The sequence below is a fragment of the Bartonella sp. AD24XZML genome (genome assembly GCF_042196485.1).
Taxonomy (GTDB): Bacteria; Pseudomonadota; Alphaproteobacteria; order Rhizobiales; family Rhizobiaceae; genus Bartonella.
The window spans coordinates 1-17,224 of the sequence record NZ_JBHIQH010000059.1 but is presented as its reverse complement, the minus strand read 5'-3'; the positions used below and the strand labels follow the sequence as shown (position 1 = coordinate 17,224).

16 protein-coding genes and 1 tRNA gene are annotated in these 17,224 nt (G+C 37.4%); 15 read left to right on the top strand and 2 right to left on the bottom strand.

Going from position 1 to position 17,224, the window contains the following annotated elements:
• Positions 1-381: 381 nt before the first annotated feature.
• From ACFIMX_RS05700 to ACFIMX_RS05670, 7 genes are all read left to right on the top strand, one after another.
• Complete coding sequence (locus tag ACFIMX_RS05700; RefSeq protein ID WP_375639796.1) at positions 382-1,128, top strand: electron transfer flavoprotein subunit beta/FixA family protein; 747 nt, start codon at positions 382-384, stop codon at positions 1,126-1,128.
• 51 nt (positions 1,129-1,179) lie between these two features.
• Complete coding sequence (locus tag ACFIMX_RS05695; protein ID WP_375639797.1) at positions 1,180-2,100, top strand: electron transfer flavoprotein subunit alpha/FixB family protein; 921 nt, start codon at positions 1,180-1,182, stop codon at positions 2,098-2,100.
• A 3-nt stretch (positions 2,101-2,103) separates the two neighbouring features.
• Positions 2,104-3,768, top strand: a complete 1,665-nt coding sequence (locus ACFIMX_RS05690; protein WP_375639798.1) for a 4Fe-4S dicluster domain-containing protein — start codon at positions 2,104-2,106, stop codon at positions 3,766-3,768.
• Between the two features lie 2,051 nt (positions 3,769-5,819).
• Positions 5,820-6,707, top strand: a complete 888-nt coding sequence (gene rsmI, locus ACFIMX_RS05685; RefSeq protein ID WP_375639800.1) for a 16S rRNA (cytidine(1402)-2'-O)-methyltransferase — start codon at positions 5,820-5,822, stop codon at positions 6,705-6,707.
• A 4-nt stretch (positions 6,708-6,711) separates the two neighbouring features.
• Complete coding sequence (locus ACFIMX_RS05680) at positions 6,712-7,080, top strand: YraN family protein (RefSeq protein ID WP_375639807.1); 369 nt, start codon at positions 6,712-6,714, stop codon at positions 7,078-7,080.
• Positions 7,081-7,182: 102 nt separating this feature from the next.
• Entirely contained in the window at positions 7,183-7,428 is a 246-nt protein-coding gene (locus tag ACFIMX_RS05675) for a hypothetical protein (RefSeq protein WP_330168884.1), read from the top strand.
• A gap of 56 nt (positions 7,429-7,484) precedes the next feature.
• Positions 7,485-8,279, top strand: a complete 795-nt coding sequence (locus ACFIMX_RS05670) for a pyrroline-5-carboxylate reductase (protein ID WP_375618586.1) — start codon at positions 7,485-7,487, stop codon at positions 8,277-8,279.
• 307 nt (positions 8,280-8,586) lie between these two features.
• Here ACFIMX_RS05670 and ACFIMX_RS05665 read toward each other — a convergent pair whose 3' ends face one another.
• Positions 8,587-9,648, bottom strand: coding sequence for an Mrp/NBP35 family ATP-binding protein (locus ACFIMX_RS05665; protein WP_375618585.1), 1,062 nt, complete (start codon positions 9,646-9,648; stop codon positions 8,587-8,589).
• A gap of 585 nt (positions 9,649-10,233) precedes the next feature.
• Here ACFIMX_RS05665 and rpmH point away from each other — a divergent pair.
• The 8 genes from rpmH to ACFIMX_RS05625 all read left to right on the top strand — a co-directional run bounded on the left by rpmH (position 10,234) and on the right by ACFIMX_RS05625 (position 16,767).
• Positions 10,234-10,368 carry a 50S ribosomal protein L34 gene (rpmH, locus tag ACFIMX_RS05660; RefSeq protein WP_005864709.1) on the top strand — a complete coding sequence of 45 codons (135 nt, stop codon included), beginning with the start codon at positions 10,234-10,236 and terminating at the stop codon, positions 10,366-10,368.
• 117 nt (positions 10,369-10,485) lie between these two features.
• Complete coding sequence (rnpA, locus tag ACFIMX_RS05655) at positions 10,486-10,878, top strand: ribonuclease P protein component (protein ID WP_375639802.1); 393 nt, start codon at positions 10,486-10,488, stop codon at positions 10,876-10,878.
• Positions 10,868-12,706 carry a membrane protein insertase YidC gene (yidC, locus tag ACFIMX_RS05650; protein WP_375618583.1) on the top strand — a complete coding sequence of 613 codons (1,839 nt, stop codon included), beginning with the start codon at positions 10,868-10,870 and terminating at the stop codon, positions 12,704-12,706. Before rnpA ends, yidC begins: the two co-directional genes overlap by 11 nt.
• Positions 12,703-13,347, top strand: a complete 645-nt coding sequence (gene yihA, locus ACFIMX_RS05645; RefSeq protein ID WP_375639803.1) for a ribosome biogenesis GTP-binding protein YihA/YsxC — start codon at positions 12,703-12,705, stop codon at positions 13,345-13,347. Before yidC ends, yihA begins: the two co-directional genes overlap by 4 nt.
• 139 nt (positions 13,348-13,486) lie before the next feature.
• Complete coding sequence (locus ACFIMX_RS05640; protein WP_273790709.1) at positions 13,487-14,179, top strand: glutathione S-transferase family protein; 693 nt, start codon at positions 13,487-13,489, stop codon at positions 14,177-14,179.
• A gap of 927 nt (positions 14,180-15,106) precedes the next feature.
• Positions 15,107-15,919 (top strand): 4-hydroxy-tetrahydrodipicolinate reductase, encoded by an 813-nt coding sequence (gene dapB / locus ACFIMX_RS05635; protein WP_375639805.1) that lies wholly within the window; start codon positions 15,107-15,109, stop codon positions 15,917-15,919.
• A gap of 28 nt (positions 15,920-15,947) precedes the next feature.
• Positions 15,948-16,568 carry a 2,3-bisphosphoglycerate-dependent phosphoglycerate mutase gene (locus ACFIMX_RS05630; RefSeq protein ID WP_375694164.1) on the top strand — a complete coding sequence of 207 codons (621 nt, stop codon included), beginning with the start codon at positions 15,948-15,950 and terminating at the stop codon, positions 16,566-16,568.
• A gap of 114 nt (positions 16,569-16,682) precedes the next feature.
• Positions 16,683-16,767: transfer RNA gene (locus tag ACFIMX_RS05625), tRNA-Leu, on the top strand.
• 100 nt (positions 16,768-16,867) lie between these two features.
• Here ACFIMX_RS05625 and ACFIMX_RS05620 read toward each other — a convergent pair.
• Positions 16,868-17,224, bottom strand: a 357-nt coding sequence (locus ACFIMX_RS05620; RefSeq protein ID WP_375676836.1) for a helix-turn-helix domain-containing protein, incomplete at its 5' end; no start/stop codon positions are given.

Below are 17,224 nucleotides of genomic sequence, written 5' to 3'. Positions count from 1 at the left end.
TCCAAAATATTTGAAAGAAAGATCTTTGATTTTTCTGTCTTCAAGATTTGAAGAGCAAAATCATTCCCCCATTTTTATCTTTTTCACTTAATTTTTCATTGCATAAAGGACCTATTGCACCATCATAAACAAAGCATAAGAAGCTAAAAAAGAATATTCTCACAAGACAGATTGATTTTTTTACTTTTTATTCAAGCAAATAAGGCAATTATGGCAATGCAAAAATATGAAGACTGAAAATGACGACGAGAAAGTACAAGTAAACATAAAAAAGCTTATACGAAAGAGAACACAAGTTATAAATTGAGACTTCATTCTAAACAATTTGGTTTCTTATGAGTATTGCTATAAACTTGTAACATACAAACAAAGAGGATCATTATGAAGATAATTGTCGCTGTCAAACGTGTTGTTGATTATAACATCAAGATACGCGTCAAACCCGATAGTACAGGCGTTGATCTGTCTCACGTAAAAATGTCTATGAATCCTTTTGATGAGATAGCCGTGGAGGAGGCCATTCGCCAAAAAGAATCCGGTAAAATTTCAGAAGTTCTTCTTGTTTCAATTGGCCCAGAAGCAACTCAAGAAACTCTACGAACAGGGCTTGCAATGGGAGCTGATCGCGCACTTCTTGTCATAACGGATCAAACACTTGAACCCTTAGCAATTGCTAAGATTCTCAAAACCATTGTTGATGAAGAAAAACCCGACATAGTCTTTTTAGGAAAACAAGCAATTGATGACGATAGCAATCAAACAGGACAAATGCTCGCTGCTCTTCTTGGGTGGGGACAAGCAACTTTTGCCTCACATCTTAACATAGAAAATGGGCATGCTACAGTTACTCGTGAAGTTGATAATGGAACACAAACCCTTTGTCTTCCCCTTCCCATGGTTATGACCGCCGATCTACGGCTCAATGAACCGCGTTACACCTCTCTCCCCAATATCATGAAAGCAAAAAAGAAAATTATTGAACAAAAATCTCTTACTGATCTTGGCGTCGATACGAAAGCACGCTTAACAATTTTAAGCGTTGAAGAGCCAAAACCCCGTCAATCCGGTATAAAAGTGGCAAATGTAGTAGAACTTGTCAGAGCCTTAAAACAGAAGAACTGCATTTAATATTCTCACCACTAGAGTAAAAGCAACACTCACATAAAAGGGCAAAAACTTATGGCAATTCTTTTATTGGCCGATCATAATACAGAAGAAACAGCAAAAGTACTCACCGCTGCACGCGTACTCAGTAATGATATCGATATTCTGGTTTGCGGAGAAAAAATTCAAACGATAGCGGAAAATAGTGCTAAACTTAATGGTGTGCGGCAAGTTCTTATTGCAAAAGCAGACTATTTAGCCCATCAACTTGCCGAGCCTATGGCAGATACAATTCTTATGTTAGCAAAGGATTATGATGTGATCATGGCAGCATCCAGCAGTACTGGGAAAAATGTGATGCCGCGCGTAGCAGCTCTTCTTGATCTTATGCAAATTTCAGATATTACCGCCATTCTTTCACCCAATACCTTCAAACGACCAATTTATGCAGGCAATGCATTTGAAACTGTACGCACCAATGATTATAAAAAGATTATAACAGTTCGCACCGCTTCTTTCACCCCAACGCCTTCCCAAAATAATTCTGCTCCGATTAAAACAATAACACCAGCTCCCAATCCAAATCTTTCTTCTTTCGTAAAAGCAGAGACAAACAAAAGTGATCGTCCTGATCTCACCTCAGCACGTGTTATTATATCAGGCGGGCGTGGTCTTGGTTCTCAAGAGAAATTTATGGCCCTGCTTCTTCCTCTTGCAAAAAAATTAAATGCTGCTTTAGGTTCCAGCCGCGCAGCAGTGGATGCAGGCTATGCTCCCAATGATTGGCAAATTGGACAAACAGGAAAAGTCGTTGCCCCTGAACTCTATATCGCCGTTGGCATTTCCGGTGCAATCCAGCATTTAGCCGGTATAATGGATGCACAAATTATTGTTGCCATTAATAAAGATGAAGAAGCTCCCATCATGCAAATTGCCGATTACACCCTTGTAGGTGATCTCCACCAAATTATTCCAGAATTGGAGAAAGCTTTATAAGCCATGAAAGCACCTCTGCATGACCAACGTGAAAGTATGGAGTTTGACATAGTCATTGTCGGAGCAGGACCTGCAGGGCTTTCTGCCGCAATTCGTTTTAAACAAATTAATCCTGAGCTTTCTGTCACAATTGTTGAAAAAAGTACCGAAGTTGGTGCACATATTCTCTCTGGCGCAGTTGTTGACCCCATTGGTATCGATACACTCTTACCAGAATGGCGAAATGATAACGACCATCCCTTCACAACCCCTGTCACACAGGACCAATTTTTTTTTCTAAAGCCTCAAAAGTCCACAGTATTTCCCAATATTTTGCATCCTAAAATCTTATCAAATAACGGATGTTATATCGTTTCGCTTGGGAGGGTCTGCCGCTGGCTAAGCAAAAAAGCTGAAGCGTTGGGTGTTGAAATCTATCCTGGTTTCGCAGCAACAGAACCCATCATCCAAAAAGATAACGGAGCTATTATTGGTATTCTCACCGGAGATATGGGGCTTAACAAAGATGGAACCCCTGGAAAAAATTATTTGCCTGGGATGGCTTTATTGGCAAAATATACTCTGATTGCGGAAGGAGCACGCGGCTCAATTGCAAAACAACTGATACAACATTTCAACCTTAGCAAAAATCGTGAACCACAAAAATTTGGTCTTGGTCTCAAAGAGCTCTGGGAAATTGATCCCAACAAACACCAACGCGGTTTAGTACAACATTTCACTGGTTGGCCCTTAGACAATAATACCGGTGGCGGTGGCTTTATTTATCACCAAGAAAACAATATCATTTCTGTCGGTTTTGTTGTGCACTTAGATTACAAAAATCCTTATCTTTCTCCCTTTGAAGAATTTCAACGTTTTAAAACACATCCAAAACTCTATAAAATCTTTAAAGGTGCAAAGCGTCTTTCCTATGGTGCTCGTGTTATCAGCGAAGGAGGTTGGCAATCTGTACCAAAACTCACCTTTCCTGGTGGGGCACTTATTGGCTGCTCTGCTGGATTTGTCAATGTTCCTCGTATCAAAGGATCACACAATGCCATCTTATCTGGCATATTAGCTGCCGATAAAATCGCTACCGCTCTTGCACAAGGGCGTGCCCATGATGAGGTTAAAGAAATCGAAGAACAATGGCGAAAAGGGCTCATTGGCAAAGATCTTTATAAAGTGCGAAATGCCAAACCGCTCTGGGCAAAATATGGGACAAAATATGGAATTAAACTTGCCGGTTTTGATATGTGGTGGCAACAACTGTTCGGATTTTCCTTATTTAAAACACTCTCCCATGGAAAGGAAGATTATGCATGCCTTGAACCAGCAGAAAAATTTCAACCCATTGCTTACCCAAAACCAGATGGCGTTATAACCTTTGATCGCCTTTCAAGTGTTGCCCTTTCCAATACGCATCATGAAGAAAATCAACCTTGCCATTTAAAAATAGCCTCATTAAAAAAGCAAAAGGACTCTGAATATGCAATCTACGGAGGACCTTCCACAAACTATTGCCCCGCCGCTGTCTACGAGTGGCTAGAGTATAATGATCATCTGACTTATGTGATCAACGCTTCAAATTGTATACATTGTAAAACGTGTGACATCAAAGATCCAAACCAAAATATCACTTGGATCTGTCCGCAAGGCAATGAGGGCCCCTTCTATCCCAATATGTAATTTTCCAATGTATAATCATTATTCATTCTCCTAAAATTGAAATATACAAAACGCAATGGATGAAAATATTTCCCTCAGATCAGAAATCTATCAATTACCTTCCTGCATACGTTCTTTCACAATGTAAAAAGAACTCTATTCTCATATAAAATACTCTCCCTACCGCATGACTTTTTTCAATAGAAAAACATAACATATTTTTATCAAAATTTTTTTATTTAAATGACAAAACAATAATGAATATATTCATGACAATTCTGCGATAAAGGAACAGCCGCGGTTCTCGAAAACCTGAAGGAAAATAAGCCTGTTCTACTTTACCCCCTCTCCCATATGATCCAAAATGCTTTTAGCCCTCTCATAAGAAACACCAATCGTTTTAACTAGCCAAGAGCAAAACCTACGGAGGTACAATTCAAGTTTATTTTTTCTCCTACACTTGCCAAGTAATGCTCACTCAAGAAAAACCACGAATGAATGTAGAAAAAACATTGTGAGATAAAGAGATAAAGAGCATGCTTGTTCAAGCCCTTTATAATGTTTCTACTGATAATGACACGAAAAAATCTTAATCTCACATTAACCTTTTATTTTTGCATCAAGGATAATCGCCTTGCGTCTAACCTTTACCAATATACTGCAATGAATGTGTACAAATACCGTAAGAATAAGCAGATGCCAAGCCATGGAGACTATCGCTATTAGCAAAACAACCTGATAAAAAACAAAATAGCTTTCATGACCACTCTATGACGCGTTTTATAGAGTTGTTTTTTTATAAAGCTTGTGCTTTCGCTATTGCTCGTAAATCAACATCCAAATTGAACACAAGTGGTATATTTAAAAGAAAGATTAAGGTGAATGAAAGCTCTGCACGCCGTTCCAGCTTTTGTAGCTAGAGCAAAAATATTGCATATTCTATTTGAGTAATCTCTGAAACGAAAATACAGCTTCATTTAGCAAGAATATGAAATCTGAAAGGAAAAAATCTGTTTTCCTCTTTACTATCATCTGTCCATTCGGTTTTAAAACTTTCAAAAGCATCACAATATCCTCTAAAAAGAAGAGATAACGTATTGTCCCCGCTTTTATTACTTACGTTTTTTTATGAGAGCATATCCTTCAGAAAAAATAAGGTATCCAAAATTAAAGCAGACTTGTGTTGTTCAGTCATGGGCTTGTTTTTAAGAGATAGCTCTCATATCAAACAATTATTTTGCGACACTATCCGAAAAAGGTATAACGCAATCCTGTGAACGAACAGTTCCATATTTATGAAATAAAAAGTACAAGCTAACAGCATTATTTTCTCTGCGATCTCCAATGATGCGATAATCTTTTTTTTAAGGAGGTTTCAAGATGCACAAAAATGATTTTGATTAATTGACTATAAGAAGAGCTGAGATAATGTTACGATATTTAAAGCTCCTAATTAATAGGCAAAACAATAAATTTTCTATTATAAATCAAATCTTTAAGATAAAATTTAGCCTTAAACTTTTCTAAGGTACTCATTATACTGTATACTGTTAAAGCTGTAGAGAATATGAAAAAATAAAGTATTTTGCTGATAAGAGCTTATATTTGATCAAGTCAGCTGCCAGTTAACTGTATGTGTTTCAAAAGGGGCTGTTTACATTTGCTCAGAAAAACAGTTTGGATATCAATAGAATATTTGAAAAATCGGCGTTATGGAAATAATCTAAAAAGCTTAGCCTTTAAAAGAGCACAAACAAGCATGAGATTATAACATTGGGTAAAATTATTTTTTGGTTCTCGAAGGAAAAACTTTATAGAAAATCATGGGGTAGATAGAATATTGGTTACATTTGGAATTTGTTTTACTGGAAAAAATAACGCGGATCAAAATAGATAATAATGTTAAATTAAGACATTAAATATGAAATTATCTTATTGTAGTGTAATCAATTATTCAAGTATGGTAAGCCTTTGTAATGATAAAAAATGTGCTGGTAAAAAATGAGCCAAAATGGCTTATGAGTATGGATAAAAATCTTGTGGTGAGGAGAATTTAATGAAAAGAAAAGAGCATGTGTGAAAAAGCATATTTTATAGGTGCGCATGCTTATTCTGCACCCGTTATAGAATCAGGGCTTTATCTTGTGGCAACACCTATCGGAAATCTTGCAGATATTACGCTTCGTGCTTTGCAAGTACTTGCAGGAATTGATATTTTAGCGTGTGAGGATACGCGAGTAACACGTGTTTTGTTGGAACGTTACGGTATTCAAAAAAAACCTTTTCTCTATCATGAATATAATGCGCAAAAAGCGGGTCCGAAGCTCTTAGCGGCTTTAGCAGAAAACAAAACAGTAGCACTTGTTTCAGATGCCGGAACACCACTTATTTCTGATCCTGGATTTCGATTGGTGGAAGAGTCCCGTAAAGCTGGTCATAAAATTATTCCTATTCCTGGAGCATCCGCTCTTTTAGCCGCTCTTATACCGACAGGGCTTCCTACTGATAGCTTTTTTTTTGCAGGTTTTTTGAGTGCACGAAAGCTACAGCGCCGAAAACGGTTGGAACAATTAAAAGGGATTCCAGCAACTTTGATTTTTTATGAATCACCGCATCGTCTTGTTGAAACTTTACAGGATATGGTCACTCTTTTTTCGGCTGATCGACCTGCTGCCATTTGTCGTGAATTAACAAAAAAGTTTGAAACAGTAGATGTTTCCAATTTGGGAAATTTGTTAGAAAATTACAGAAAAAAAGCACATATTCGTGGGGAAATTGTTGTCCTTGTTGGAGAATCATCTTCTTCTTTAAATGTGATAAGTGATCAAGAAATTGATGAAATGCTATTAGAACGCGCACGGACACATTCTGCTGCTCAAGCGGCAGCTTTTGTTGCAAAAAAAACCGGTTTTAAAAAGCAGGAACTTTTTCAGCGATTAATCTTTTTAAAAAATGCGTAAAATGATACAAAAAAAACGCAGACAAAAGTCTTTTTATCGAGGGGTTCGTGCAGAAAAATTGGCAGCTTGGTGGCTACGTTGCAAAGGGTTTCACATTGCCGAAAGGCGTTTTAAAACAAAATGTGGAGAAATTGATTTAATTGCACGACGCGGAAATCTTGTGTTAATCGTTGAAGTTAAAGCACGTTCAACGTTGGCTGAAGCAATGGAAGCGGTTTCCCGAATGAATGAAAAGCGAATTGAGGCAGCTGCCGATATTTGGCTCGCACGGCAAAAAGATTATGCCCTTTTGTCTGTACGCTTTGACTTAATTGCAATTTTACCTTGGCGTTGGCCACAGCATATCCCTGCATTTTTTACATCTGATCAATAAAAGTCCCCTCCCGTTTTAACCATATTCAATAAAAAACATTTCGTTTTTATGTGCATATGCGTTAAAAAGTGTGTAATAATCGAGCGCTATAAGGAGCGAAATATGGATGATTATGAAAAGTTTGCAACAGGTTTGCTCATTGTTTTTGGAGCGCTAATTATTGGTGGCTTAATGGCAATGCATATTGTGCTTATGAATAAACCAGGTTTTTTATTTGCATTAGCCGCAGCTGTTGTTGGTTGGTTTTCTGCTTTTGCCGTTCTCTTTGACAAGCCTAAAATCTATTTGGGCTTGATTATTTTTGCTATGTTATGTGTTGCTTCTTCAATTAGCGTTTATGTTAGTTAAAACACCTGAGATGTTGATTGAAATTCCTTTTAAAATATGAAACTGAGAAATAGATAATGAGACTTGGCTTTTTGGGAACGGGTACAATCAGTGCTTCAATGGTCAATGGCTTAATGACAAGCAACTTTGATGTTTCTTCCATTATTGTTTCGCCTCGCAATGCACAAACAGCAAAGCGCCTTTCACGCACTTATGATAAAGTTATGATTGCTGAAAATAACCAAGCGTTGCTCGATGTTAGTGATTGTGTTTTTCTTTGCTTGCCCAACCAAATTGCAGAAGAGGTTTTGTGCTCTCTTCGTTTTCGTCCAGAACAGCTGGTTATTTCCGTACTTGCTATGGCAAAAGCAGCAGAAATAGAAAAGTGGATTAAACATAAAGTTTATCGTGCTGTTCCATTACCTTTTGTTGCAGAATGCAAAAATTTGACACCAATCTATCCCAATCATCCCTTTTTACGCAATTTATTTGATGCATTGGGGGGCACATTGGTGCTGGATAAGGAAGAGCAGTTTAATCTTTTTATGACAGCTGGTTCACTTATGGGAGTATATTTTAATTTTATAGAAACTGCCCATCAATGGTTTATAACACAAGGGTTAAAAAAACAGCAATCAGCAGAATTCCTTACCATGATGTTTGGAAATCTTACAGATGAAATGCGTAAAACTATAGCAACGGATCGTTCTGTATCTCTCGATTTTGCACTGCTTGAAAAAGAGTTTTCAACAAAGGGTGGAACAAATGAATTTTTGTCAAATTACTTTTCTCAACAAGGGGGAAGGAATGCTTTAACAATGGCTCTTGAAGCTACTTTGCAAAAAATGAATGCTTCTAAAAAGAAATGTTGAGATTTATATCAAGAAAACTCGTATCAAAAAATGATTTTTAAAATATTTTTTACAACCTTTTACAATTTTTCTAAAATATTTTTATTTTCGGTCTTCTTCTTTTTGCCTCAAGTCCAATATTTTTTTCTACCTCACAGCTCTAGCTCTTCAATTTTGTTCCCCTTCAGGTTATCCAAACGCATGAATAATTTTTTGTTTATTTAACCTATATACTCCATTCACACATTAAAACTTCCTCTTACAAAGAAGCGACTATTTTTATGTCTTTCATGATTGTGTTTTAATAAACTCTCTTATCCCCCCCCATTCAAAAGAGTTGATTTTTTATTTGATCAACAATTTTACGATATAGTTTAGCATGCTCTTCACTAGGCTTAGCAACAAAAATAGGGATTCCTTCATCTGAAGAAAATCGTAAAGCTGCATCAAGCGGTATTTCCGCTAAGAAAGGGACTTCTCGACGTTCCGCTTCTGCCCGTGCACCACCATAGCCAAAAATATCATAGCGTTTTCCCGTATCAGGAGCGATAAAATAACTCATATTCTCAATAAGTCCTAAAATAGGAACATTAACTTTCATGAACATTTCTATTGCTTTACGTGCATCCACTAAAGCAAGATCTTGGGGCGTAGAGACAACCAACGCACCTGTTAATTGTACCTGTTGGGCAAGCGTTAATTGTGCATCCCCTGTACCGGGCGGCATATCAACGACTAAAACGTCCAGAGGGCCCCATACAACATCTCGTAACAATTGCGTTACAGCTGCCATAACCATAGGACCACGCCATACTACCGGCTTTTCTTCCTCAACCAAAAATCCCATCGACATCAATTTAAGTCCAAATTTTTCAAGAGGTTGAATCTTTTTTTCTCCAATAAGCTGTGGTTTTTGATTAACAAGTCCTGTCAAACGTGGCAACGAAGGACCATAAATATCAGCATCCATCACCCCCGTCTTGAAACCAGAATCTTGTAAAGCTAAGGCGATATTTATTGCCATCGTAGATTTTCCGACTCCTCCTTTTCCAGAAGCAACAGCAATCACATGCCGCACACCTTCTATGGGCATTTTGATCGGTAAGAGATTTGCTCTCCGACTAGGTGCTGTCTTTGTTGTTTTTTCTGCTGTAAGTGTGACAACAACAGATTCCACTCCCTCCAAAGCACATACCATCTTTTCAGCAGAACGACGCAATGATTCCCATTCTTGCACACCTCCATCAGGAACTGTAATGGAAAAAAAAACCTTACTATCAGCAATCAATATTTCTGAAAGAAGCCCCAACGACACAATATCACTTTCAAGATCTGGTCCTTTGATTTTACGTAATACGTTGCGGACAGCCTCACTTGTAATAGAATCCACGTTCTTTCCTCTCTATAAAAATACCAGCAAATATAAGCATAAGAACGAAAAATACTTACAGGTTCATCACCTGATAATTGTCTACTTTACTCAAAATTATAAAGTATAAATTACTTATATCTTTTCTCTTTAAAAATATGAAACCATCCTTAAATAAAGAATCTCAAACATAAAATCTGCTATAAAATCCTATCAATCGTGTTTGTCTACAACCACTTTAATAAATATTCTGATAAAAATTTTGTAAAAAAAACTGAAAAAAACTCTTAATCTTAAAGGATATTTTAAATTTAGCATACAGTAATCAGTCACATCTTCTTTAATTCTTTAAGTCCCTAGCCATTTATGTTCTGTAGATTCAATCGTTATTTTCTAACACTCCTACAGTATTGTAAAAAAGCATCATAGATAGTTATAAGGTGTTTTGTATTCTTTCAAGAGAGAGAAAAACAATCTAAGATTGACTTTTTTTATATTTTTCCTTATGGGTTAACAGCCGTATGATAGGATAAAATTGTTTATCTCGCGCATCACTACTCATAAAACGAAGATTAAGAAGGGCCGCACTCCGCGGTATTTAAATAAATGAAACGTACTTACCAACCCTCTAAACTTGTCCGTAAACGCCGCCATGGGTTTCGTGCACGCATGGCCACAGCTGGAGGACGTAAAGTTATTGCTGCAAGACGTGCTCGTGGACGTAAGCGGCTTTCTGCTTAACCATTTAAATTTTCACAACCGTTGAGAATTGCTCATCGTTTCTTCGTTGTGAAACTTTTATTATGAACCTACAATGTCTGCTTGCAGGCATTTAATGAAATTGCGAAATATTCTTTTATGAAGAAAAAACATCCCTGCTGTATTCGCAAAAGAGCAGACTTTTTGGCTGTCCGTACAGGAGAAAAGCGGCATGGTCCTTTATTTTTGCTCGAAGTTAAATCTCGTGAACAAACAACAGAAAGAAAAGATTCTCTTGTTGCACGTGTAGGCTTCACTGTTACTCGTAAAAACGGTAATGCTGTGAAACGTAATCGTATCAAAAGGCGCTTGCGTGAAGCCGTAAGAGTTGGTGTAACAAACCACATGGAAGCAGGAACAGACTATGTCATTGTAGCATATCGTGATGCGTTACATGCGCCTTTTACATCCTTAATTAGTGAATTAAATCGGCGAATAAAACCAAAAATAAAACATCAGCAACGACAACAAGGGTGTACGGATGGAATATAACCGCAATTTCTTTATCGCTATTGGCTTATCTTTCGTAGTGCTCATCGCATGGCAATTTCTTCATGTTGCTCCCAAACAAGCAAAGTTACAAAAACAACAAGTCATCGCACAGCAATTGTCAAAACAACAATCAACCCTTTCTACTACCACGACGAATTTTTCTGACGATACCTCAACGCATCAAGCAACATCTATCATCGAACAGCCCATGACACCTGAAATCCGGAAAGCTGTATTGGCCAAAACAAAGCGTATTGCGATCAAAACCAATGAACTGGAAGGCTCTATTAATCTTGTTGGTGCACAATTTGATGATCTTCACCTCAAAAAATATCGTTTAACAGTCGATAAAAAATCACCGGAAATCGATTTGCTGAATCCTAAGGGTTTCAAAACGACCTACCTTGCTGAATTTGGTTTTGCAAGTGCATCTTTACCAGCAAAAGCTTTGCCACAATCGGATACACAATGGCAAATAGAGGGAAACAATACAATTCTGACTCCTTCAACACCCATCACTTTAATTTATAATAATGGACAAGGACAGATCTTCCGGCGTATTCTTTCTGTTGATGATCATTTCATGTTTACCATTGAAGATTCTATCAGCAATGAAAGTGATCAACCAATATATCTCTCATCCTATGCCCGCGTTGCACGTGCAGCACCACCAGAACATACAAATGCAACCTATTTACTTCATGAAGGTATGATAGGTATTGCAGGAGATTCGCTCAAAACTGAAAAATATAAAACCTTAGCAGAGCTTGACCCGAATCCTGATAATGGGCAAAAAAGCATGACTTTTTCCAAAGTAACAGGAGGTTGGATTGGTATTACCGATAAATACTGGGCTGTAGCAGTTATTCCCCCGCAAAATAAAGAATATACAAGCCGTTTTATTTATTTTGATCGTTTGCAAACGCATTATCAGTCTGACTTGCTAGGAGCGCTTTTAACGATTGCCCCAAATGAAACAAAAACTGTTACAAATCGTCTTTTTGCTGGTGCAAAACAAGTTGAAATTATTAATAATTATCAAAATAACCTAAAAATCAAAAAGTTTGCTCTTTTAATTGATTGGGGCTGGTTTGATTTCATCACCAAACCAATGTTTTCCCTCATTGATATTCTTTATAAACAAACAGGGAATTTTGGTATCGCCATCCTTCTTGTCACAGTTCTCTTAAAAACTCTTCTTTTCCCTCTAGCCAATAAATCTTATAAATCTATGGCACGCATGAAGCTTTTACAACCGCGGTTGCTAGAAATAAAAGAAAAGTATCCCGATGACCAAACCAAACAACAAAAGGCAATAATAGATCTATATAAAACCGAAAAAATAAATCCCCTTGCAGGCTGTTGGCCAATGTTGGTTCAATTCCCAATATTCTTTGCTCTTTATAAAGTTCTCTATATCACCATTGAAATGCGCCATGCACCTTTCTTTGGCTGGATTAAAGATTTAGCGGCACCCGATCCAACTTCTCTTTTTAACTTGTTTGGTCTCTTGCCATATACAACGCCAACATTTCTTATGATTGGTGCATGGCCTTTGATTATGGGAATAACGATGTTTTTACAAATGCGTATGAATCCTGCTCCTCAAGACCAAACCCAAGCGATGATATTCACATGGATGCCTGTTGTCTTTACTTTTATGCTCGCCTCTTTCCCTGTTGGTCTCGTCATCTATTGGGCATGGAATAATATATTATCAATTATTCAGCAAGGTATCATGATGAAGCGCCAAGGAGTTAAAATTGAGCTTTTTGATAATCTGAAAGCCATCTGGAGAAGATCACCCAAAAAAGAAGTGCATGAATGACAAGAGATTCTTCCCTTTCTGGAATTTTTTCTCGCAATTGGATTTTTATTCGTGGTGTACCAGCAATATGCTTTCTCCCCCCCGAAGGACCACCAGAAATTGCATTTGCAGGACGTTCCAACGTTGGAAAATCATCTTTAATCAACGCACTCGTCCAACAAAAAAGCTTAGCACGTACCTCAAATACACCAGGACGGACTCAAGAGCTTAATTATTTTGTCCCCGATGGATTCAGTGGGCAACTAGGAGACCTTCCCCCTCTAGCATTAGTAGATATGCCTGGTTATGGTTTTGCTGCTGCTCCTAAAAATCTTGTTGATGCGTGGACAAATTTGATTTTTAGCTATTTACGGGGGCGCACAACGTTAAAACGTGTATATATCTTGATTGATTCACGGCACGGAATCAAAAATAATGATGAAGATGTTCTTGCTCTCCTTGATAAAGCAGCTGTTTCTTATCACATTGTTTTGACAAAAAGCGATAAAATCAAATCAAATGCCTTGGAAAAATTAATTATGAGCACACAAACAAAGCTTCTTAAACGCCCAGCAGCTTATCCTGAGCTTCTTGTAACCTCTTCAGAAAAAGCTATCGGTTTAGAAGAATTACGTGCTGCCATTTTGCAAACCATCGCATAAGAGAACAATTTCTAGTCATTAACAATTTATTAATTATAATTACTAGCAGCTACTAATGATCTTGTACTTCTAGTCAAGCATCTTTATAAAAATGATTACTTGAAAGAATTCTCTTCAACTCTATTTGATAGTGTAAATTATGCTGACACTTTTTCACTCTCCCCTATCCGCTGCCTCGCGCTTCATACGCCTCATTCTTGGGGAATATGGTGTAACCACTCAACTTATTGAAGAATATGAATGGGCAAGAAGACACGAATTTCTAGCCCTCAATCCTGCTGGTCATGTCCCTGTTTTTCTCGATGAACACGAGGTTCCATTATCAGGTCCTCTTGTTATCTGCGAATATTTAGACGAAACACATGGAAGTTTACGACAAGAAAATAAGCTCTTTCCGGAAAATCCTTTAGATCGTGCGGAAGTACGCCGTCTCAATGACTGGTTCTTAAATAAATTCGAAAATGAAGCAACGCGCCATATCGTACGAGAACGAATCCATAAACGTGAAATGCCACTTGCCATTGGCGGTGGTGCTCCTAATTCACAAATTTTACGCAATGCACGTGCCAATATTTTACCACATATGAACTATCTCAATTGGCTCTGCGCCTCTCGCGATAGCTTAGTCGGTTCTGCCTTGTCCTATGCAGATCTAGCAGCAGCAGCCTCTATTTCTGTACTTGACTTTCTAGGGGAAATTGACTGGGAACAATCTCCTGCTGCCAAAGACTGGTATATGAGAATTAAATCACGCCCTTCTTTTCGTTCTCTTTTAACAGATCGCGTCCGCGGAATTGTTGCAAGTGCTCACTATGCAGATCTTGATTTCTAGCCTTCTTTCACAAACAAAAATAAAAGTGATATTCTATCTAAAGGATATTTATAGGTTTATGAATTTTTATGCATGCGTATAAACAATATAATAATACATTGATTTATGATCGTATTAAACAGAGAATAAAACCCATTATAATTGAATCACAAAAATCACTTTCTTATCGTGTCACAAAAAAGATCAGCACAGGGATAAAAAATACTTAAGAAAGGATTTTAAAAACTCTCTTTAAATACAAGAACTGTAGCATCATTGGAAGCTAGGCAAATAAAATAACAATACTTAACGCATGTTATACTCCATTCTTCCCAATATATGAAAAAACGCATTGCATAATATATATCCTATTTTCTCTATAATAAACAAAGCCTCATCATGCGTTTTTACAACATAACAATTTTTTCAACTGACTTTCCTAAAAGATGAAGAATCCGCCCAACTCTCGTGTGTAAACAATCCAACTTCTTGTTAGCCCCTTGTTTTTACCCCTTTTTACGTGATTTTATTTATGTATAACATATTGATATACAATGATAAATAATCGTTTTCTTATGCGTCACAAATGGAATTGATGAGTGAAAGCGCATGAATTGACAACATAGGTCTATTTTGTTTGGAAGATCTTATTTTGCATGAAGAATGCTCCCCTTTAAAGAACGAAAGAAACAAAAGCGTAAAGTAATACACAATCTTCATTAGGTTTCATAAGCAAACCTTACTTAAGAATATTCATCACACACTCTAACGAAAAACATCTCTATTTAAATTTGTAGATCTTATATCACTTGCTCTAAACAACAGTGTTTTACAGCACAACAAGATAAATTAAAGCAGGAAAAAAATTTTCTATAAAGAAAAAGAACCATTGGAAAGAAGGCAAGAATTTGCCTATACTGCACAGTAAAGTATCATAAGGAGATAAAAATGCGCCTTACAGTTGTTGGTGCAAATGGAAGAATGGGACGTGAACTCATTACAGCAATCCAGCAGAGGAAAGATGTAGAGCTTTGTGCTGTTCTTGTACGTAAAGGCTCACCGTTTGTAGGAAAAGATGCCAGTGCATTAATTGGTTCAGATTCTCTTGGGATTAGTATCACTGACAATCCCCAAAATGCCTTTTCTAATACAGAAGGTATTTTAGATTTTTCACAACCAGAAGCCAGTATTCTTTATGCTAACTACGCTGCTCAAAAAAGCCTTGTCCATATTATTGGCACCACAGGATTTAGCAAAACAGAAGAAGAAAAAATTGCAGATTTTGCGAAATATACAACTATTGTCAAATCCGGGAATATGAGCCTTGGAATAAATCTTTTAGCCAACCTTGTAAAGAAAGCCGCTAAAGCATTAGAAGCCGATGATTTTGATATCGAAGTTTATGAAATGCATCACGCTAACAAAGTTGATGCTCCTTCTGGAACAGCCCTTCTTCTTGGCCAAGCAGCAGCTGAAGGACGCAATGTTATGCTTAAAAATGTGTGTGTCAACGAACGCAATGGTCATATAGGTAAACGCAAAAAAGGCACCATTGGCTTTTCCTGTTCACGTGGTGGGACAGTTGTTGGAGAACACAGTGTCATTTTTGCTGGTTCCAATGAGCGCATTGTTCTTTCACACACAGCGCAAGAACGCTCTATCTTTGCCAATGGCGCATTAAAAGCAGCTTTATGGGCACAAAATCATGAAAGCGGGCTTTATTCAATGTTCGATGTTTTGGGATTGAACGATGAATTTTAAACAATCAATAGAATAGAGGCAATTTATAATGGGACGCATACTTACACTAATTCGTCATGGACAAAGTGAATGGAATCTCAAAAACCTTTTTACCGGTTGGAAAGATCCCGATTTAACAGAAAAAGGTCATGCAGAAGCGATAGCAGCAGGAAAAAAACTGAAAGAATATGGTTTGAGGTTTGATATCGCTTATACATCTGCCTTACAGCGAGCTCAAAAAACCGCTCAGCACATTTTAGAGCAAATGGGACAATCAGATTTAGAAGTGATAAAAAATCCCGCATTAAATGAACGTAATTATGGTGATCTTTCTGGTTTAAATAAAGATGAAATACGCCAACAATGGGGGCAGGAGCAAGTGCAAATGTGGCGCCGCTCCTATACGATTGCGCCGCCGAATGGAGAAAGCCTACGCGATACCGGTGCGCGCATCTGGCCTTATTATCTTTACCATATCCAGCCTTATATTTTGCGCTCCCAAACTGTTTTGATCGCAGCACATGGAAATTCTCTTCGTGCTCTTATTATGGCGCTTGAAGGTCTCTCCGGTGAGGAAATTATATCTCAAGAATTAGCGACCGGCATTCCTATTATTTACACATTTAATCCGGATTCAACAATTTTATCAAAGACAGTCCTCACACTTTAAACTTCTAAAATCATGATCTCCCTTAAAAGTTCAATGCTATCGTTTTAAGCTGAAAAAATAAATTCTATAATTTTATTGACAGAGTTGCTTCATGCGCTTAGATGAATTTTATAAGCCCAGATGGCGGAATTGGTAGACGCGCAGGTTTCAGGTACCTGTGCCGTAAGGCGTGGAGGTTCGAGTCCTCTTTTGGGCACCATGTTCTTTTTTATCCAAAATAAATTATTGATTTTCCATATATTTTTTACAGTGAGGGACGCGTAAATAAAAGTTAGGGAATAGGATTTTTCAACCTATCTCTATAGGACGCCTCTTTTTTTGCAAACTTTCTCAAGAAAGTCTTTTAATTCTGCTAAGTTTTGTCGTGAAAAATTCTCTAAATTTCTAACAAACTCACCAACAGCTTCACGTCTCAACGGATCAGAAGTCTTGATTGTAAAACTTTTGCGACAAGCATAAGCTGCTTTCCTTAAGAGTAAAGCCTTCTCTTTATCTAAACCATAAAGCTCTATGATTTTTTCCTCCAGTCCTACAGGAACAGATTTTTTGCCAATCTCGACAGAAGATAAAAATGATACAGATATGTCTAATTTCTTAGCCATATCTAAGAGGCGTTCGGAGTGATCAATGCGAAGTTTCCGTAAAATTTTACCAAA